The sequence below is a fragment of the Vreelandella sp. F11 genome (assembly GCF_042466685.1).
Lineage (GTDB): Bacteria > Pseudomonadota > Gammaproteobacteria > Pseudomonadales > Halomonadaceae > Vreelandella.
Genome location: NZ_CP170448.1, coordinates 4,148,463 through 4,168,457 on the forward strand (window position 1 = coordinate 4,148,463; position 19,995 = coordinate 4,168,457).

At 55.9% G+C, this 19,995-nt stretch carries 19 protein-coding genes; 5 read left to right on the top strand and 14 right to left on the bottom strand.

Going from position 1 to position 19,995, the window contains the following annotated elements:
• Positions 1 to 4: 4 nt before the first annotated feature.
• A complete protein-coding gene (locus tag ACFIOZ_RS18985) occupies positions 5 to 1,378 on the bottom strand; it encodes an aspartate aminotransferase family protein (RefSeq protein ID WP_386080444.1) in 1,374 nt (457 codons plus the stop codon).
• 325 nt (positions 1,379 to 1,703) lie between these two features.
• Between ACFIOZ_RS18985 and ACFIOZ_RS18990 the strand changes: the two genes are divergently transcribed.
• Genes ACFIOZ_RS18990 through ACFIOZ_RS19010 form a run of 5 tightly spaced genes read left to right on the top strand, consistent with a single transcriptional unit; the run spans position 1,704 to position 7,046 of the window.
• The gene (locus tag ACFIOZ_RS18990; protein ID WP_386080446.1) at positions 1,704 to 1,946 is read left to right on the top strand and encodes a hypothetical protein; all 243 of its coding nucleotides are present in this window, start codon (positions 1,704 to 1,706) and stop codon (positions 1,944 to 1,946) included.
• 14 nt (positions 1,947 to 1,960) lie between these two features.
• Positions 1,961 to 3,484, top strand: a complete 1,524-nt coding sequence (locus tag ACFIOZ_RS18995; RefSeq protein WP_386080447.1) for a sodium:solute symporter family protein — start codon at positions 1,961 to 1,963, stop codon at positions 3,482 to 3,484.
• Positions 3,485 to 3,495: 11 nt separating this feature from the next.
• A complete protein-coding gene (locus tag ACFIOZ_RS19000) occupies positions 3,496 to 4,350 on the top strand; it encodes a FadR/GntR family transcriptional regulator (RefSeq protein WP_386080448.1) in 855 nt (284 codons plus the stop codon).
• 18 nt (positions 4,351 to 4,368) lie between these two features.
• Positions 4,369 to 5,643, top strand: coding sequence for a Zn-dependent hydrolase (locus tag ACFIOZ_RS19005; RefSeq protein ID WP_386080450.1), 1,275 nt, complete (start codon positions 4,369 to 4,371; stop codon positions 5,641 to 5,643).
• A 2-nt stretch (positions 5,644 to 5,645) separates the two neighbouring features.
• Positions 5,646 to 7,046: an amidase gene (locus ACFIOZ_RS19010; RefSeq protein WP_386080452.1), complete on the top strand. Its 1,401-nt coding sequence runs from the start codon at positions 5,646 to 5,648 to the stop codon at positions 7,044 to 7,046.
• 169 nt (positions 7,047 to 7,215) lie between these two features.
• Here the strand turns inward: ACFIOZ_RS19010 and ACFIOZ_RS19015 are convergent, their stop codons facing one another.
• The 13 genes from ACFIOZ_RS19015 to frdA form a co-directional block, all read right to left on the bottom strand.
• Complete coding sequence (locus ACFIOZ_RS19015) at positions 7,216 to 8,562, bottom strand: hypothetical protein (RefSeq protein ID WP_386080453.1); 1,347 nt, start codon at positions 8,560 to 8,562, stop codon at positions 7,216 to 7,218.
• On the bottom strand, positions 8,556 to 9,005 hold the full coding sequence (locus ACFIOZ_RS19020) for a toxin-antitoxin system YwqK family antitoxin (RefSeq protein WP_386080455.1): 450 nt from the start codon (positions 9,003 to 9,005) through the stop codon (positions 8,556 to 8,558). Before ACFIOZ_RS19020 ends, ACFIOZ_RS19015 begins: the two co-directional genes overlap by 7 nt.
• A gap of 1 nt (position 9,006) precedes the next feature.
• Positions 9,007 to 10,752, bottom strand: a complete 1,746-nt coding sequence (locus tag ACFIOZ_RS19025) for a hypothetical protein (protein WP_386080456.1) — start codon at positions 10,750 to 10,752, stop codon at positions 9,007 to 9,009.
• 281 nt (positions 10,753 to 11,033) lie between these two features.
• Positions 11,034 to 12,428 (bottom strand): AMP-binding protein, encoded by a 1,395-nt coding sequence (locus ACFIOZ_RS19030; protein ID WP_386080458.1) that lies wholly within the window; start codon positions 12,426 to 12,428, stop codon positions 11,034 to 11,036.
• A gap of 57 nt (positions 12,429 to 12,485) precedes the next feature.
• A complete protein-coding gene (locus ACFIOZ_RS19035) occupies positions 12,486 to 13,058 on the bottom strand; it encodes a hypothetical protein (RefSeq protein ID WP_386080459.1) in 573 nt (190 codons plus the stop codon).
• Between the two features lie 5 nt (positions 13,059 to 13,063).
• Positions 13,064 to 13,864: a polymorphic toxin type 44 domain-containing protein gene (locus ACFIOZ_RS19040; RefSeq protein WP_386080461.1), complete on the bottom strand. Its 801-nt coding sequence runs from the start codon at positions 13,862 to 13,864 to the stop codon at positions 13,064 to 13,066.
• Between the two features lies 1 nt (position 13,865).
• Positions 13,866 to 14,351, bottom strand: coding sequence for a PAAR domain-containing protein (locus ACFIOZ_RS19045; RefSeq protein ID WP_386080463.1), 486 nt, complete (start codon positions 14,349 to 14,351; stop codon positions 13,866 to 13,868).
• 175 nt (positions 14,352 to 14,526) lie between these two features.
• Complete coding sequence (gene menC, locus ACFIOZ_RS19050; protein ID WP_386080465.1) at positions 14,527 to 15,483, bottom strand: o-succinylbenzoate synthase; 957 nt, start codon at positions 15,481 to 15,483, stop codon at positions 14,527 to 14,529.
• Positions 15,483 to 16,343, bottom strand: a complete 861-nt coding sequence (menB, locus tag ACFIOZ_RS19055; protein WP_386080467.1) for a 1,4-dihydroxy-2-naphthoyl-CoA synthase — start codon at positions 16,341 to 16,343, stop codon at positions 15,483 to 15,485. The genes menC and menB overlap by 1 nt, the downstream gene beginning before the upstream one ends.
• Positions 16,344 to 16,417: 74 nt before the next feature.
• A complete protein-coding gene (gene frdD / locus ACFIOZ_RS19060; protein WP_386080468.1) occupies positions 16,418 to 16,804 on the bottom strand; it encodes a fumarate reductase subunit FrdD in 387 nt (128 codons plus the stop codon).
• Positions 16,801 to 17,199, bottom strand: coding sequence for a fumarate reductase subunit C (locus ACFIOZ_RS19065; RefSeq protein WP_386080470.1), 399 nt, complete (start codon positions 17,197 to 17,199; stop codon positions 16,801 to 16,803). Before ACFIOZ_RS19065 ends, frdD begins: the two co-directional genes overlap by 4 nt.
• 16 nt (positions 17,200 to 17,215) lie before the next feature.
• Positions 17,216 to 18,028, bottom strand: a complete 813-nt coding sequence (locus tag ACFIOZ_RS19070) for a succinate dehydrogenase/fumarate reductase iron-sulfur subunit (protein ID WP_386080471.1) — start codon at positions 18,026 to 18,028, stop codon at positions 17,216 to 17,218.
• The gene (gene frdA, locus ACFIOZ_RS19075) at positions 18,025 to 19,812 is read right to left on the bottom strand and encodes a fumarate reductase (quinol) flavoprotein subunit (protein ID WP_386080473.1); all 1,788 of its coding nucleotides are present in this window, start codon (positions 19,810 to 19,812) and stop codon (positions 18,025 to 18,027) included. Before frdA ends, ACFIOZ_RS19070 begins: the two co-directional genes overlap by 4 nt.
• Positions 19,813 to 19,995 lie beyond the last annotated feature (183 nt).

The following is a 19,995-nucleotide window of genomic DNA, read 5'->3' on the forward strand; positions in this document are numbered from 1 at the left end:
TCACTTATGCCAACGAATCCAAGGTGGACGCCACCGCGTCAAAAAGCCGCTCTAGCTCAGCCTCAGTGGTGCCAAACGGAGGGCCAAACTGTAACGTGTCGCCGCCGTAGCGCACGTAGAACCCCGCTTCCCAGAGTGCCATGTGGGCATCTCTTGGCCGGATAATGGGGTCGCCGTCTCGAGGCGTTAGCTGAATAGCGCCAGCCAAGCCGTAGTTGCGAATATCGACAATGTGGTTGCGGCCTTTTAGCGCGTGCAGCTTCTGCTCGAAGCTGGGCGCAATGGCGCTAACCTGAGCGGGGAAGTTTTCACGCTCCATCATTTCAAGGGCCGCTAGCCCCGCAGCGCAGGCCACCGGGTGGGCGCTGTAGGTGTAACCGTGGGAGAACTCGACGGCATGCTGGGGGCCACCGGCGTGCATAAAGGTGTCGAAAATCTCACTAGAGGCGATCACTGCGCCCATCGGGATAGCGCCGTTGGTGATCTGTTTCGCCACGTTCATGATATCTGGCGTTACGCCAAACGCTTCGGCGCCAGTAGTCGCACCACTGCGGCCAAAGGCGGTGATCACTTCGTCAAAAATCAGCAGAATATCGTGGGCAGTACAGATCTCGCGCAGCCGATCCAGATAGCCTTTGGGCGGCACAATAACCCCTGCAGAGCCGGACATCGGCTCGACAATCACCGCTGCAATGGTAGAGGCATCATGCAGCGCGATTTGATCAAGCAGCGCATCGGCCAGCTCTGTACCGGTTTCCGCCTGTCCACGGGTGTAGGCGTGGCCCGCCTGAAGGGTGTGGGGAAGATGCGTTACGTCCAGCAATTGGCCGTAGTGTTTACGGTTACCCCCGATACCGCCCAGACTGGTGCCGCCAATATTCACCCCATGATAGCCCTTGGCACGGCCGATCATGCGGGTCTTCTCAGGCTTCCCTTTTAAACGCCAGTAAGCCTTGGCCATTTTGACCGAGGTGTCGGCGGCTTCTGAACCGGAGTTGGTGAAGAACACATGATCCAATCCGGTAGGCGTTAGGCTAGCGACCTTTTCTGCCAGCTTGAACGCCAGTGGATGGCCAAGCTGAAAGCCGGGAGCAAAGTCGAGGCTGCCGAGCTGCGCCGCCACGGCTTTTTGGATCTCTTCGCGGTTGTGGCCCGCGCCGCAGGTCCATAGGCCGGAGAGCGAATCGAATAGCTTACGGCCCTGATCATCAATGTAGTAACGCCCTTCCGCCCCGGCGATCACGCGCGGATTGGCATGGAAGTCGCGGTTGGCGCTGAACGGCATCCAATAGTGCTGGTTTAGCGCTGTTTTAGACGACGTATCTGATGATGAGGTACGCGAGGTTTTAGGTGTCGTTTTGCTTTTTATTCCAAACATGGTGTCCAGCTCCATCGTATGAGGCATGACCTCAGCATGCGCCACCGAACACGTTTATAAAATTACACTTTTCTTTTGTTCACGTTAGAGAATCTATACGTATAAGTGCCGCCTCGCTTACCCCTTGGCCTTGACGCCTGATAAAAAAACACCTAATCATTATATTTATACGAATAAATACAACAAATCAGTGGAACACGCCCAAACAGTGCTCGGCACCGATAACGTTGCTTTCAAGTAGCTCCGTGGTGGGTCGACGCGTACTGGAATCTCTGCTCACAAATTCAACATAAACAGATCAACATAAACAAAGGGCTAACGCGCGATGAAATATTTTACCCCCTTAAAGCTGTCGATTTATGGCGGCATGCTTTTCAGTTTTATTATGCTGGAAAGTCCCATCGTTATGCTGGCTAACCGCATAGAGCCCATGGTGATGGGACTCCCCTTTCTTTTAGTTTGGAACTTGTTGTGGTGGTTTGTATTAACGGCGCTGTTTTTGGTGGCCTATTTCACCAACTGGGGCAGCCCCGCACCAACCACTGCTCATACCACTAAACAGCCATAGCAAGGGGACTGACCATGACCGGTAGTTTATTAATTATTGCAGCGTTTATGATTATTCCCTTGCTGGTGGGGGTTTTATCAGCACGTCAATCGCAAGAAACCAGCGAAGATTTTTTCGTTCAAGGCCGCGCGATGGGCAGTATTGCGGTGTTTTTCACCGTGGCAGCAACCTGGTGGAGTGCCTTTGCGTTCCTGGGCTCTAACGCCACCTTTTATACCAATGGGCCAGTATTTCTTACCGCGCTCGCCTGGAACCTGCTGTTTGGTTTTATGTACTACTGGATTGGTAAGCGGGTTTGGTTTTTAGGCAAGCGATTCAATTATTTAACACCTTCGGATTTAATTGGTGACTTCTATAACAGCGAGGCGCTACGCATTACCGTTGCCGCTATCACGCTGATTTTCACCATCCCTTATTTGCAGATCCAGCTAACTGGCGGCGCCTATTTAATCGAAGTCGCCTCTGGTGGGTTGATTCCGTTTTGGCTCGCTGCACTGCTGTTCTACTTCATCATTATTATCTACGTATGGATTGGCGGCATCCGTGCCATCGCCTGGACCGACGTTATTTATGGCGCCCTGCTGTTCTTCGGCATGCTCTATGCCGGTTACTATATTTCCACCCAGGTAGGCGGGCCAACCGCTCTCTTTAGCCAGCTTCAGCAAACCTCCCCTGACCATCTCACCATGCCTGGACCTAACGGCACCATGGGCTACCCCATGTGGTTCTCGCTGTTTGCGATTACCGCGATTGGCGCCTTTATGGGCCCGCAAATCTGGCTGCGCATGTACTCAGTCAAACACGGTAAGCTATTCAACTTAATGCCCTTTTTACTCGGCTTAGCCGCCTTTGCCTATGTGGGGTCAGTGCTATCTGGCTACTCCGGCGTGATACTCGAACCCAATGTGGAAAACCCCGATCAAATTCTGCCCATTATGTTGATGGAATATGCGCCTTACCTGCTTGCCTCGCTGATTATGGCAGCAGGCGCTTCGGCTGCGATGTCCACGGCCAACTCGCAGATTCACGCGGTTTCTACTGTGGTCACAATGGATATCTACAAACGCTATGTGAACCGTGAAGCAAGCCAGGCACGTATTGTTTATATCGGTCGTTTATCGCTGGTGGGCTTCTCTCTGGCGGCTTATATCATGGCGCTTACCGTACCCGGCGTACTGGTCACCATTGGTATTGCTGCGCTGGCGGGCACTGCACAGCTGGTGATTCCTACCATCGGTGCTATCACTTGGAAAAAAGCCCACCCTACCGCTGCGCTCGCTGGTTTGTGGGCAGGCGTTGCCTGCGTGCTGCTGATGACCTTTGGCCCACTAAGCGCTCCCTTTGGCTACCATGCAGGTATTTGGGGCCTATTGCTTAACGCTGCGCTATTTGTTGGCCTAAGCCATGCGCTGCACCGCCGCGATACAGCAGTAGTGGAACGTTTTACTCAAGCGCGCTATGAGTACGATGCCGAGTACCACCCTGAGCGTTTACCCGCCTATGGCTACGAAACGACCAGCACCGCTAACAACAAATAAGGAGTGGGTTGATGGCTCAAGCCCCTGTTTCAAAGACAGTTTCAACCTCTGGTTCAGCCTCAAGGCGCCGACCCAAACTCGCCGAGCTGATCAGCGACGATATCAAGCGCTGGATTGCCGCCGAGTCTTTGGGGGAAGGCGACCGGCTGCCGAACGAAAAAGCGCTGATGGAGCTTTACGGTAGCGCCAAGGCTACCGTGCGCGAAGCGCTTAAGATTCTTGAGGTTGAGGGGCTAGTCACGTTAAAAACCGGGCCTAAAGGCGGGGCGGTCATTAATCAGCCAGGCATGGAGCCCGCCAGCCGCATGCTGCGTAACTTTCTGCATTTCCAACAACTGGATGGCAAGCAGGTTTACCAGTTGCGCAAACTGCTGGAAGTAGAGCTTGCGGCATCCGTGGTGGGAAGGCTCACCGAGCACGACTTACAGCAGTTGGAAGCCAATATGTCGGCCTGCGCTTGCTGCGCGAGTGATGAAGAGGATCACCGACACCAGCGTTTTTTAGAGCTGGAGTTTCACCAGCTATTGGCCCGCGCCTGCCCGAATCCGTTGCTCGCGTTTATGTGCCAGTTCTTAAATGACATGCTGCGCGATTTGGTGGTGATCAAAAAGGCGTACGTCCCAGAGCGTAAGCAATTCGACCACGCCAATCAGGACTACCACCGCCAGTTGGTGGATGCCTACCGCGCTGAAGATACCCAGCGAGTGCGTCAGGTAATGGCCGAGCACATGGCCGATGCCGAGCACCATATGAGCGCACTGGAAGCGCAAATGGCCGCGCAGATGCTGATCAGCAACGATTCACCCAATCTTCAGAATCACCGTTCCAAGCTACATGACCTACCAACGGAGAATGCATCCGTTTAATCTTGCGAGGAGAGTGAAATGAATACCTACGTTACACCAACCAATCATATCAACGACCTACATACCGACAGCGACCGCCTTTGGGAGTCGCTGATGGAAATGGCCAAACTAGGCGCCACGCCTAAAGGCGGGGTCAATCGCCAAGCGCTCACCGATTTAGAACGTCAAGGCCGCGACCTGTTTATCCAGTGGTGCCGCGCCGAGGGCTGCACGATTCGGATTGATAATATCGGCAATATCTTTGCCCGCCGGGAAGGCAGCGACCCCAACGCCAAAACGGTCATGGCGGGCAGCCACTTGGACAGTCAGCCCACCGGTGGTAAGTATGACGGCTGCTTTGGCGTGCTCTCAGGGTTGGAAGTGATTCGCACCCTTAACCAGCACAACATCACTACCCAATCGCCTATTGAAGTTGTCGCCTGGACGAACGAAGAGGGCTGCCGTTTCCCGCCTTGCATGATGGGTTCAGGCGTATTTAGTGGCGTGCTGGAATTTGACGCCATGCTAGCGCGCACCGACGCCGAGGGCGTCACGGTAAGCGATGCCCTCGATGCCATTCATTACCGCGGTAGTGATGCGGTCTCCCCCGACGAGATCAAAGCCTATTTTGAGCCACACATTGAGCAGGGCCCTATTCTCGAAGACACCGACACCACGATTGGCGTGGTCATCGGCGGGCTTGGCCAGAAGTGGTTCGATTTAACCCTGACAGGGCTTGAAGCCCATGCGGGCCCCACCCCGATGAACCTTCGCCGGGATGCCATGATGGGAGCCGCAGAAGTCACTCAAGCACTCAACCGAATTGCCCATGAGCACCAACCCCACGGGCGCGGCACAGTGGGTTGCATGACGCTGCACCCAGGTTCACGCAACGTGATTCCCGGCCAGGTCAAAATGACCTTGGATATGCGCCACTGGGAGCCAGAGGCCCTTATCGCAATGGGCCAAGCCGTTGCCAATGCCGTTGAAGAAATTTGCCAACGCCACGGGCTTGAATACGAGCTAACCCCCACCGCGGATTTTGCACCTGAGCATTTCAATCAAGCGTGCGTGGTTAGCGTGCGCCAAGCAGCTGAAAAGCTTCAGCTGTCACACATGGATATCATCAGCGGCGCAGGCCACGATGCAATGTTTGTTGGCCGTGTGGCACCCGCCGCGATGATATTTATTCCCTGCAAAGATGGCATTAGCCATAACGAGATTGAAAGCGCGAAGCCTGAGCACGTACACGCAGGCTGTAATGTGCTACTGCACGCCATGCTTGAAGCGGCCGGTGTTGAGGGTGGTGAATAATCATGCCCGAAACCTTTGAAACACTAACGGCCGTTCAGGCATTGGCCCGTTTCGGCGAGGGCTCACTCTCGCCGGCGTCACTCGTCAAGGATTGCTTGACGCGAATTGAACGGGATAACCCTAAGGTCAATGCATTTACCTGCGTTAACGATGTAGAGGCGCGACGTCTCGCCATAGAATCAGCGCGGCGCTGGCAAGCAGGCACACCCTGCGGCCCGCTGGATGGCATCCCCATTACCATTAAAGATCTGACTTTAACTAAAGGTTTACCGACACGCCTTGGATCGACCACTACCTCTGCCGAGGGCCCTTGGGAGGTAGACGCCCCGATCAGCCGCCACCTGCGCAACGCCGGGGCCATCGTGATCGGCAAGACCACCTCGCCTGAGTTTGGTTGGAAAGGCGTTACCGACAACCCGCTGCATGGCATTACCCGCAACCCCTGGAATACTGAACTAACGCCAGGGGGATCATCAGGCGGCGCGGGGGCAGCCGCGACGCTTAACCTTGGCCTGCTGCATCAGGGCAGCGATGCGGGCGGCTCCATCCGTATTCCGTGCAGCTTTACCGGCACGTTCGGTATTAAACCCACCTTCGGCTGGGTGCCCCAGTGGCCCGCCAGCACCATGAGTACGCTCTCTCATCTAGGCCCCATGACCCGCACCGCAGCCGACAGCGCGCTGATGTTGAGCGTAATGGCGCAGCCCGATACTCGGGATGGTTACTCAGGCAATCCCAGAGGGCCAGATTGGCTCACGCCGCCACCGGCTAGCCTGAAGGACTGGCGCATCGCCTTTAGTGCTGACCTTGGCTATGTAGACGTAGCGCCTGATATTGCCCAGCGAGTTGAGGAAGCCGTCGCCCATTTAGAAGCATTGGGCGCGACGGTAGAGCGAATTGATCCTGGCTTTAGCGATCCGCTTAAAACCTTTAATACGCTGTGGTTTGCGGGCGCCACCCAAGCGCTCGAAAAACTCAACGAACAACAGCAGGCGGCACTCGACCCTGGGTTTCTGGATATCGCACGGCGCGGGCAAGATGTATCGCTTTCCGCCTACCTCGCCGCCCGGCGTGAGCGCAGTGAATTAACGGCGCAGATGGCGGCGTTTCATCAGCGCTATGATTTGCTGGTCACGCCTACAATACCCATTGCGCCTTTTGCCGCGGACCACAACGTGCCGCCAGGCGAGCGCTATAAAGACTGGATGGACTGGACGCCATTTAGCTACCCCTTCAATCTCACTCAGCAACCAGCAGCCTCAATGCCTTGTGGGCTGGATAACCAAGGCCTGCCAGTAGGTTTGCACCTTGTAGCAGGCAAATACCAAGATCTAAAAGTGCTGCATGCCGCTCAGTTGCTTGAGCGCTATTTGCCACCATTAACACCACCGGGAATGGCATAACCACATGTGTTAGCTACTTATTGACCAACTGCGCCCGCGCCAGTTCTGCAAACTGTGTGCGGGAGGGTTTAAAGCCTACTTCTGAGGATCGTATTGGCCATGATAAAGTCGGGCAGTGCTTGCATATCCAGGCACTTAACACTTGTTCCGATATGGCCATCGATAAATGCTACTGAGCGCTCACGCCATGCGGGGTGGCTGGCTCGGAGCCAGTGCGCTGGCGCATTAGCCTTGGGCTACGTCGCAGCAGCGCTAACATGACGATGAACAGCCATACCAATGGTGCAATGAAAGCCAGCAAAGCGGCTGTAGATTGCAGCCCTACGGCAGTGTGGTAGACCAACCGCACACCGCCGTCAGAACGTGATTCGACAGCAATGAGCACGGCTCTCTGCAATCGACTCAGGGTGCCGACATCCGGTACCTCTATGGCAAGCTCATCCGCGATATCTCTCAACTCGGGCCATTGGCCTGCACTGTTGCCCTTCGACAGCGGTTTGAATCCTGACCAGGGGGTGTACGGTACCATGTCCCGTAAGGCGAGGCTGCGTGCCTGAGCATCGGCGTAGACCGCAACTATCCCGGCCACGCGTCTTTCCAGCTGCGCGCGAACGTCCTCGTCCAGCGTGCGCAGCAGCTCTCTCCGATCGATGTAATCGAGCGTTCTAAGCGACAGCGGCAAAGACGCAGTGGCCGTCGGTTCGTCTTCCGTGAGTGCCGTCCAGCTTGGCACACCCAGTAACGAGGTGATCATCTGCTTGGTGGACAGGCAGTCGTCGCTTTGCGGGCAAAGACGCTGGAGGTCGGTAATGATCAGGTCATCCAAATTACTATACAACACCCCCAATGACAGTCGCCCTGGGGACTCTTCTTCCCAGAGCTCCTCTAATGCATACAGCGTAGGCAGATCTGCGTAGGCCGAGTAATCAATAGAAGCCATGGCTTGGCCCCAGTAAAAGTCCCGGCAGGAGGTACTGTAGGATAGCGCCGGCCTTGATGGCTCGGGATTCGCGAACAGACCACAAGACAGTTCATTTCTGGTCGGCTTGAAGATGAGCGGGGTTCCGGCCGGTGGCACGTACTCGCCGAGATCTTCAGGGGTATGCAGGACGAGTGGCGGATAGTCCAGCGCAGTGGCCTTGAGACCATGAAAAATCGCGGGCCACAGGCGCTGCCCATCCCATAGTATTAGCGCAGAGCAAACACTCACCAGTACCAGTAAGGCGCTCAGCCGAGAACGTCTGCCTTGGAGCGTCAGTAATCCCAGGCTCGCCCCATAGACCAGCGGCAACCCCAACAGCAGCCCGGGCAGGCCCGCGCTTAGCTGCGGGGCCCATATGAACAGCAGATAGTGGCTGCTGGCAAGAATAGCCAGTACGCCGCAGGCCAGAGCTGCTGCCATGGCGATTGCGCCCCACGAGTAGCAACGTCCCAGCAACCAGAAAACATAGCCCGCAGCCAACAGGGCGAGCGATACCCAGAGCACCGAATCGGGTGCAGCCAATAGCGCTAACATTGTCCTACCCACATGCCACACCTGCTCAGTGTGCTGCCATATGCATGCACGTAGTGCCGGATCAGACGGCCATCGGATTCCAGCTCATAAGAGACACCATGGCGCTGGCCATTATTGTCATAACGCGCTACGCCCAGCAGTTGTTCAGAGGGCGAAGTGGCCAGCCAGGTTCCCTGCTCTTTGCCTTTATGAAACCAGCCCTGCCAGCGTGAGTCGGTGTCGGCCCTGAGCACCCAATAGCCCTCTCTGGCGTCATCGATGTACTGCCCGCATTCGACCAGATCGCCCGCTTCATTGCGCACCTTGTGAATGCCTTTTTCGCTCAGCGCGCAGCCATCCGCATCCAATGGCGGCGGCGCCAGTTCATCCAGCAGCGAGGGGGAGATACTCGCCATTGTCCAAGCGGGGGCTGCAAACAGCAGCGCCAATGCAATATGCCGCATGTCAGTAAGCCTCCAAGGACATGAAACGGTAGCTCCAGCGTTGCGAATGCGCCGTGGAGTCGTCTATCTGCAACTGTTCTATACGTGTTACTTCGCCATGAAACTTGAGCTGGCTCTCAGGAAACACAAAGGACTCCAGGGCGGGGTCTGTCAGGTCTGCGGCTCGCGCCATGGGCATCAATGCCTCTCCATTGGCATCGAGAAAGCGAAAGCGACCAAAGAACTCGCGCGCGGGTTGGGCAGGATCCACGCTGGCCTCGGGCAACGCCTCCAGCGGCACCAACCATGGCAATTCACTCTGCTGGTAGGTTAAGGGCTGCCAGGTTACTCCGGCAGGACAACGCAACTCGCTCGTCACCTCAAGGTCGTGAAAGAAGCGCTGCTCGCCATCCATGCTTTGCAGTTCCCAACGCACACGGCCGAGATACGCCTCGGGCAGCTTGGCGTAGCGCGAGTACGGCTCGGCGGACAGGCGTTGCCGATAGTCCTCCACTTCTTCGTCATAGCGGCCTATGGAGTAGACAAACAGGCGTTCTACCGGGCGCCATTGCAGCGGCAGATCAGCCTCCACAACCTGGAGTTCACAGGTGTAGCTCATGGCGATGGGGAGAAAGAGCTCATGGTACTCGAAGTCCTGGGCGTGCATGGGCAAGTCAAGAGTCAGGTCTGTGTCCGTATGCTGCAAAGGCAGGTGCCAGGTCGGCGGTATCGAGGCCCTGGTGCGCTGATCCCGTTCAGTTGAAAAACGCACATCGGCAACGCGCACCTCTTCTGTATTCAGCAGCGTTACCGGCAGTTCTGCGGGCACTGCAGCATTGAAGCGCAGCTGATAACGTTCAGCGATCGGGTCGGGGCTGGGTTGATTGCGAGCAGCATTCCAAAGTGATGAAGATGGGTAACGTTTAGCGCGCCAGCCTTGATGAGCAGGAGGCTCGGCAGCAGTAAACTGCCAGCGTTGCTGACCCGAGTTGGCGATCTCGACCCACCATTCCCAAGGCAGGGCACCGGGTTTTGCGGTCATTGAGCTGCTGCCAGCTTGCAGTTTATGCGGTTCGTCGGTGAGCTCCAACCGACGCGGCTCCGTTGAGGTCGTCTGGCGCTGTACAACATCAGCCAGTACCGACGCTGGCTGCTCATAGGGACAGTCCTGGAAGCGCTGATCCCACCGCACCTCCAACCGGTACCCTGTCGCCGATGGCATCCAGTAGCGGGTGCTTTGCTGCGACAGGTCAAGGTCGGCTTTAACGCCTACGCTGCTGGGATCTGCGGATAGCTGCAACTGCACGTTGGGAGCGCATAGCAGACTACCATCCTGCGCAAGCAGGCGAAGGTTTTCCAGGCCGACAGGTGCGTCCATGGTCAGTCCTGGCACGTCGTTGGCGGGCAAGAGCAGATTGAACCAATGACGCCCATCTCCCCCGCTTGTGTATGGGTAGCCTTCAAAGCCAGCGGCAGGCTCCAGCGTACCACCAAGCTCGGTGGGCAGAATCACCTGTGTGTCCTGCGCTGAGGGCAGTTGAAAGGGCTTAAAATCCTGGTCAGCTAGAGTATTTTGGCGCCCGTGAGAGATGAATAGACCGAAACCAAGCAAAACAGTCAGCCAGACCAGTGCAGCTACCGAGGCGCCGATGAAGCGCGGCGTGCAAATCTCAGCGCACAGCCTTGTTCCGGCTTGCCTAAACGCGCTTGTAACGCGGGCGCGAATGGTTGGGCTAGGCTCTACTTCGGTGTCACGCGCCTCCTGCATGCTGGAGCTATCCTTGCTGATTTTTGGCGCTGGTAGATTACAGGGCCAGCTTTGTTGCTACAAGCCGACCCGGCCATTGCGCCGGGCGCCGGTATCGCCATCTTCCAAGCCCATCGGCATTTAGGCCCCCCCCCTGCAAGGATGGCATTCGCCACGACGAGATTGAGAGCACCACACCTGAGCATGTTCACGCTGGCTGTAACGTACCACTTCACGTGATGCTAATGCCGCTGGTATAGAAGAATAGATACCTAAGAGGCCACCACCAATAGGTCGCATGGCTACTTGTTGGCCAACTGCGCCCGCGCCAGCTCAGCGAACTGCTTGCGGGACGGTTTAAAGCCTACCCCTGGCGGCCAGGGCAACCAGGCATCGGGCACCATAAAGCCGGGCAGCGCCTCACGCACCCAAGCATTTAGCGCCTGCTCGGTTGCGGCCTCCCCGTGCCAATCGATAAATGCCACCGGGCGCTCGCCCCACTCGAGGTGGGGCACCGCTACCACGAGCGCCTGGGCAACGCCAGGATGGTCGACTAAGCGCTGCTCGATACTTTCCGGCTGGATATTCTCGCCACCGGAAATAAAGCCGTTATCGAGCCGCCCTTCCACCACCAGCGCCCCTTCCGCATTGAAGTGGCCCTTGTCGCGGGTAGCAAACCAGCCTTCGTCATTGAGGGCTGGATCAACCACGCCATCATTCAAATAGCCGCAGAACAGGGTCTCGCCGCGCAGTTGGATTTCGCCATCAACGACCCTAACCTCCCTGCCCGGCAGCGGTTTCCCGACCACACCGGGCGCAGTGGGAATACCAGTACAGACCTGACTGGCCATCTCGGAGAGCCCATAGCTAACCTTCGGCGTTAGCCCCAGTGAGGTCATCTGCGCCACCAGCGGCGCGGGAATCGCCGCACCGCCCAATAGTAGCTCGCGCAACTGGGTGCGCTGGGGCGTAAAGCCTGCTTTCAACAACCGCCACAGTTGAGTGGGCACCAGGGAAAGATGGCTAATCGCCTGCTGTTCAAGACGCTCCGCCAGTGACTGGGGGGCATCGTCTAGGATCATCCGCCCACCGGCAAGAAAGACGCGAAACGGGATCGCGTAGCCGCCGATATGGAACAGCGGCAGCGACAGTAGCCAGCCACTGCTTTGGTCAACGGGAATCAACGAAGCCGAGCCGCGTGCAGAAGCCAAATGATTGCCCACACGGTGCAGCACCGTCTTCAGCGTGCCGCTGGAGCCGGAAGTAAAAATCGTGTTGCACAGCTGGTTGCCATCCAGCACCGGTGGCTCTTTCACATCGGCTTCCCCCCAAAAATCGAGGCTAACCGGTGTGAGCTCGGCAGGGTAATGATGGTCGCTTTCCGTTTGGCAAACCCGCCCAGCCTGCAAGCGTTTGGCCAGATTGAGCTGCTGGGCAATAGGAAACGCAGGATTCAGCGGACAAAAAACAACCCCTGCCCGCAGGCAGGCCCACGCCAGCAGCAAAGACTCAAGCGAGCCTTTGGCGGGCACCACTAAGCGATCACCGGGCACAAAACCTGCGCGCGCAAGCTGCTGCGCTAAAGAGGCTACCCGGCGATTGAGGGTTCGGTAGTTAAGAATCACCGAGCCAGCCTCTACCGCAATATGCTCAGGCGCCGATTTGGCCCAGTTGTGAATGGGGCAGATGTCTAGCATGCAGCGCTGTCCTTGCTAACTCTATTCATTTTGCAATCAAACTAGTTTAACACGACGTTAACTTGCATGAAGACCCGTGCACAGATACCAGTGCTCCAATTCTGAGGGTTCGCAAAAAAAATACCCATTCTGTAGGTTATTAGAATCTCTTTTCTCTTTAATGGCGTCTTCTATAGAAGGTACTACTTCTGCCTCAATCCCTCCGCTTGGCGCATATTGCAGATACCACCAAGGCGTATAAATTGGAAGAAATGCGGCTTCAAAAGGTCTGTTAATATAAAAAACAGCATTCAAATAGCACTTTGATCGACAAAGGCGTTTAAAACTTGCATGTTTTATATTAATTTTTGATTCTTCTATGCTCTCTATAATAGACACTGGAAGCCTCTCTCTCAGCTCAACGGTCTTCCAATGCCATCCATCAAGCACAAAGGCTTCGGCCTTTCCATTCTTTATAAAAACGCGCCCTATATCATTTTGAATTATGAACTCAAAAATAGCTTCAGTTGGCTCTGTGAGATTTGGATCTGGCCGATAATCCATTGTTGAAAATATATAATTCTGCCAAATTACAAAAGTAGCAATGATAATGATCGGAACGAGAAATATTTTACGGCGATAAAATGGCATTAGCTTTATCGACTCCTTGCTTTCTGACAATCATGGGGAATTTTTGAGTCTCTTTCGGTTGGATAATCTACGTGAGAAATCTCATTCATTAGAACAGAAGCCGTTAGCTGGTGCGGAGAAAAACTCTCAAACAATGATATTCCCAAACGGACAGAAAGGTAGTCGGTTACATCGTCAAAGCGACGGAATCCAATGCCATTAGTATCAACTCGATCAGTTGGAATGCTGCGATTTGCAATATCGCTTCCGAGCTGCGCTAGCCCGGCACCGTCCAACAAACTATCTTCAGAGAAACCTAGGTAGCGACCAACGTAACCGTAGTGAATATTAGACCAAATGTCATAATAGTACTCATACCCTCGGTATTTGTGGTGCCAAGGATAAGCTGAGACCCCCGTGCTGTTAAATTCGTCATACTTCTCACCACCTTCTTGAAAGTACTGTTTATGATCCCACACGCCATTTGGCCTCACCAGCCAAGTCCAACCAGCAATTGCCGCCCTTCGGGCATTTCGTTCGATCTTCATGAAATCAGGCCTTGCCATATCACGGGCAAGGCGTTGGATGCTATTTAACGTTTCACCTTCCCTCCGCCAACGCTCCATTGCCTCCTGAGCGCTGTAAGCATTCTGCTGCTTTATGCGCTGAGCAGCAGCGGATTCTACATTGATCTGAATTTCCTCGACGATCCAGGCAGCGACTTCCAGCGCTTGATCTCTGTGCGGGCAGGGAACCGTAACAATGAAGGGATCATCCAGCGTGGCTGGGGTGGTGACGGTTTGCGCTATACGTTGCCACTCGGCCATATCAATTCCCTCTGATCAGAATATCGACCACCTTGGCGGCAAGGTCTGAATCCATAAGTTCGGCTTCACCCTCGGCGTTGGTTTGCCCCTCTTTTGTATCACCACCTTCAAGCACCAGTCGGTAGGGTTCATGAGCCAGAGGCGCGCCGAATTCGTCACGAAACACCATTCGACGGTTGTAGCGCGGCGGCTGAACAGTAGGGAGTGATGTGGTGCTTGCGCCACCTCTCGGTTGGCCAGTGATCGCACTAGCAGCCGCAATCACCACCCCGCCGCATGAGGTCTCGCTGCCGTGAATAGCGGCCGCGGCACCTTCAATGGGATACCAGTCGAGGCCGCTGACGATGCTGGCACCGCAGGAGCTACGGTCACCAACGCGGGCAGCGGGTAACCCATCAACAAAGGTGGTAGAGGCTGCACTAACAATGCGGTGAGGGCCGCCATTACAGCGGCAGGCAACCTGATCGCCCAATTTGGCTTGTTCCATGGCGGTATAAGCGTCCTATTTAAACCGATAGACGGTTCAAACAAACTTAGTCCATTCAATTTGAAATGATTATTATTTAACATACCAGGATGATCTTGTGCAGTAAATAATGATATTAATAAAACTGAGCCTGAGAACACACGTGTGGAACTGATATCCCTTTAGCGGCTAGGAGTTAAAGATAGGAACACTCAGTATTCAGATCAAGGCAGTGCAGCGAGTTAGTCTTCACTTCGCCCGTGGCAGTGGTAACGCGCTCGGTGAGCCAATGATCCGTATCCAGTCCCGGCGGCTCATGGGGCGCCCACTCACTGGCCAGCCGACTCAACAGCCCAAGACCCAGATCAGATTCAAAGCTGGAGGAGATCACCACGCGAAGGCTGTCCACTCTCGCCCGTTTAACGAGCGCTTCGCAGGCACTTAGCGAGCCAATCAAGGTGGGTTTGATCACCAGAGCTTTAAGCTGCGGGTGATAGTGCCATGCTTCCCCGCGGGATAGCGTTTCGTCCAGAGCGATGGAGACTCCCGTTGCCTCAGCCACGGCAATGCTGTCAGCAAAAGCAGCGCAGGGCTCTTCCAGGTAGTCGATATGCTCAAGGGGAAGACATGCACAGACATACTGAGCCTCTTCCCGCGTCCAGCCGCCGTTGGCATCCAGAATTAGTTGGGTGGCAGGTAGCCGAGTAGCAAGCTGGTTAATCAGCGCCAGCTCCTCTTTCATGGCGTAGCGTGCCACCTTGAGTTTGATTCGATTTGGCGGCAACGCCTCCCAACCGGCTAAGATATTATCAAGGTTGGCAATCAGCGCCGCAGGCGCCCCTTGAAGCAGTGGATAGGGGGGCAAAAGCGCGGGCAGATTTGCAGGCCATTGGCGCTGGGCGCAGTCGAAACCAAACTGCACTGAGGGTAACGTTGGCGTGGCTTTCTCGCCGCGCTTAATGGCAGCAAGGCAGGCCAGGCTTTCAGCTTCTGCTTCCGCCAGGGTTTCCATTGAGAAGCCAGGCAGCGGGGCTATCTCGCCCCACTGGCCGTTGATCGTCACGAGCAACCCTTCTCTGCTGACCAGCCGCTGGCCTTTAAACATCAACGGCTGGCGTAGCGGTAGCGAGTAGCGATAAAGCGCCAGTTGCATTATGGGTTGCGCGGATAGCGGGTGAAATCCGGGCGGCGCTTCTCGTTAAAGGCGTTGCGCCCCTCCTGGCCCTCTTCGGTCATGTAGTAGAGCATGGTGGCGTTACCCGCCAGCTCTTGAAGCCCGGCCTGTCCGTCGCAGTCAGCATTGAGTGCGGCTTTCAGGCAGCGCAGCGCCATGGGGCTATGCTGCAGCATCTCCCGACACCAGCGCACGCTCTCTTTTTCCAGCTCTTCGAGCGGCACTACGTGGTTGACCAACCCCATTTCCTGAGCTTTGGCGGCATCGTACTGGCGGCATAGAAACCAGATCTCTCGCGCCTTTTTCTGACCCACAATACGCGCCATATAGGAGGCGCCGTAGCCGCCATCAAAGGAGCCGACTTTAGGGCCGGTCTGGCCAAAAATAGCGTTATCGGCGGCGATGGTCAGGTCGCACATCATATGCAGCACGTGGCCACCGCCAATGGCGTAGCCCGCCACCATCGCGATAATCGGCTTCGGGCAGGTGCGAATATCACGCTGGAAATCCAGTACGTTAAGGTGGTGAGTGCCCTCTTCATCCTGGTAGCCACCGTAGTCGCCACGGATGCGCTGATCACCGCCGGAACAGAACGCTTTATCGCCAGCACCGGTGAGAATAATCGCGCCAACGGCGCTGTCGTGGCGGGCGCGATTAAGCGCTTGAGCCATCTCGCTCACCGTTAACGGGCGAAAGGCGTTGCGCACCTCGGGGCGGTTGATGGTGATACGCGCAATGCCATCGGCAGTGGTGTGATACAAAATATCCTGATAGCCATCGGAGCAATCCTGCCACTCTACCGGCGCATAGAGTTCTGATTCAGTAAGTCCGTTAATCATGCCACTCTCTTTTTCTTTGCCAGGTTTTTTAGTTAGTTTTCTTTATCAGGGATGGGGTGTTTACAGTGAATCGTTTAACCCAGCATACCTGTAACGACTAAGCCCAGCGCCACAATGCTTAACAGCGCAGCCCCACCGTACATCAGTTTTTTGTTAAGTGCGTCACTGCCCACGCTGATATCAAACATCCCATGGCGCAGGCGGTGGGCGGCGTGGAATAGCGGCAAACACACCACTGCGCCGACAAACAGAAAGCCAGGCACGCTAAACAGCAGCGCTGATGCCCGCTCGTAGCTCAGCGCCTCGGCAGGCAGCAAGCCCAGGGGCAGTAGAACGGCGATAAACAGAATAACGGCGGGCAGTAAAACAGCGAAACAGACGCCGCCCGCGCTGAAAAGTCCCCACCAAAGCGGTTCATCAAAAGCTTGTTTATGCTGAACATCGTGCTTGTTCATATTCATGCCCCCCTTCCCAATAGCCAGAAAAATAGCAGCGCGACCGCTACGACTCCCGCCCACTGCCCGGCGACGATGGCCTGATCAGGCAAGCTATGCCCGGCGATACGCAGCGGCATTACCCGTGGGAATAGCACAAAGAAAGTGGCGGCGTGGAACAGGCTGGCAGCCAATGCGACAAGGTTCAGCAGCAAGACAATGGGCGAGCCCATAAAGGCGATCCACCCCTGCCAGTTCTCCTCCCCTTGCAACAGAGCAACCATACCGGCGAGTAAACAGAGCGTAAAAAACACCAGCGGTAGCACCGTGGCTTCACGCAGCATATAAAGCTTGAAAAAGCGGTGTTTTAGCCACCAGTTGCGTTTCAGCGGCGGCAGGCGTTGCGATGATGATTTATTCATATTCGTTCTCCTCAGCCTACCCTTTAAACAACGCAATAAGCGTATGTTTAGCAGCCTCGACCTTGCCCTGATTTACTGCGGCGGCGGGGTCAACGTGTTTGGGACACACCTTTGAGCAGAAGCCCACAAAGGTACAGCTCCATACGCCGTCGTGGCGGTTAAGCTCGGCCATGCGCTGTTTTTTGCCGTGGTCGCGGCTGTCCAGGTTGTAACGGTGAGCCAGCGTTAATGCCGCCGGACCAAGGAACTCCGGATTAAGCCCGAATTGGGGGCAAGCGGAGTAGCAGAGACCACAATTAATGCAGTTAGCGAACTGCTTATAGCGAGCGAGCTGTTCAGGTGACTGCTGGTAGGTTTCCGGCGCTGTGGGGTCGTAGGATTTTACTGGGTTGTCATCGATCAGATAGGGCTTCACCGCCGCCAGGTGCTCAAGAAAGATCTCCATATCCACCACCAGATCCCGCTGCACCGGGAAGTGGGCCAGCGGCTCAATACGAATATCGCCCTCGTAATCGCGCAGAAAGGTTTTGCAGCCCAGCTTGGGAATGCCGTTCACCATCACCCCGCAGGAGCCACAGATCGCCATACGGCAGGACCAGCGATAACTCAGCGTGCTATCAAGCTGCTCCTTGATATGGTTGAGAGCATCCAGCAGCGAAGTGCTGTCGTCCACCGGCAGGTCATACTCCTGCCAGTACGTCTCAGTCGAGGTGTCCGGCAGGTAGCGTTTGACGCTGATGTGTTTGGTTCTGGCGTTGTTAGTACTGGTCTTATTAGTACTGGAGCTATTAGTACTCTCACGCTTGGCAGTGATCTGATCGGTACTCATGCCTTTTCTCCCTTGCCCGCATCGCCATAAGCCCGCTCCGCCGGGGCGGAGAATCGTACATCGACGTCCTGCCAGCGCAGCTCAGCATGAGCTTCGCCTCGGTAGAATACCTGGCTATGCTTGAGGTAGTTAACGTCATCGCGCTTCTGCATGCCTTCATCCAAGCGCTGGTGGGCGCCGCGGGACTCACGGCGCTCAAGCGCGCCCAAACAAGAGGCTTCGGCAATATCCAGGCCACACTCCAACTCCAAACACTCAAGTAGCTCGGTATTAAAAATCTTGCTGGTATCGTTAACGCGAACCTTGTTAAAGCGCGCACGCAGTTGGCGCATGGTATCCAGCGAATGACGCATGCCCTCTTCGGTGCGATAAATCCCGCAGCCGCTCTCCATAGCCTGCACCATGGCGTGCTTGAGTTCCACCCAGCTCTCCTCACTGCCGGTGCCATCACATAGCCGCAGCAGTTTGGCTTGCTGGCGGTCACCCTGGGCTTCCAGCAGGCGCTCATCCGCCCACTCGGTTTGCGCTGCGCGCTTACTTGCCTGCTCACCCGCCAGGCGGCCGAAGACCAACAGCTCAGTTAGCGAGTTAGAGCCCAGTCGGTTGGCGCCATGCAGGCCCACCGAGGCACACTCCCCGGCGGCGTAGAGCCCGGCAATGGAGGTTTCGCACTGAGGGTTGGTTTCAATACCGCCCATGGTGTAGTGCACCGCCGGGCGAATGGGCACTGGCTCTTTGACTGGATCGACGTTGATATAGGATTTGGCCAGCTCGCAGATAAACGGCAGGCGCTCCAGAATGTATTTTTCACCCAAGTGGCGCAGATCAAGATAGACCACGTCGCTGTCGCCAAACTTACCGGTGCGGCCCGCCTGCTGCTCCTGCCAAAAAGCCTGGGAGAGCTTGTCCCGCGGGCCCAGTTCCATGTACTTGTTCTCCGGCTTGCCAAGCGGTGTTTCCGGGCCAAGACCGTAATCCTGTAGATAGCGATAGCCATCTTTATTAAGCAGAATGCCACCTTCGCCCCGGCACGCTTCGGTAATCAAAATGCCGGAGCCAGGTAAGCCGGTGGGGTGATACTGAACAAACTCCATGTCCCGCAGCGCCACACCGTGCCGGTAGGCCATCGCCATACCGTCGCCGGTGACAATGCCCGCATTGGTGTTAAAACGGAATAAACGCCCTGCACCGCCGGTAGCCAGAATCACCGCTTTGGCACGCAGCACGGTTAACTCGCCAGTGGCGATTTGTAGCGCAATCACGCCAATCACAGCGCCTTCGTGTACCGCCAGGTCGAGCACGAAGTATTCGTCGAAACGCTCGATCTCAGGATATTTCAACGAGGTCTGGAACAGGGTGTGAAGCATATGGAAGCCGGTTTTATCAGCGGCGAACCAGGTGCGGGCGGTTTTCATACCGCCAAAGCGGCGCACCTGCACCTGTCCATCGTCCTTACGGCTCCAGGGGCAGCCCCAGCGCTCCATCTGTACCAGCTCTTGGTAAGCATGGTGAACAAAGTAGTCGACAACGCCCTGCTCAACCAGCCAGTCGCCACCCGACACCGTGTCGTCAAAATGCGCCTGGTGAGTATCCTCGGCACTGGTCACAGCAGCCGCCCCGCCTTCAGCCGCCACGGTGTGCGAGCGCATGGGGTACACCTTGGAGAGCAGCGCAATACGCTGAGGGGTGCCCTGGGTTTTGGCCTGCTCGGCAGCGCCAATAGCAGCACGTAAGCCTGCGCCACCCCCACCGACAATGACGATATCGAAATCTCGCTGCTGCATGACAATCCCTTCCATTAGCCAAGTCAAAGGTGGTACCGGCGGCACTCTTCGGTGCCCTTTCATTACTTCAACTTACCACGCCCTTGGCAGGCCCTGCTCATTAGTCCAAAGAACTATTGACGTGCGTCAAGCAAGTGGAAAATCGAGTCGGTATTGCTGTTCCCCCCACGTTGAAGCACCTAC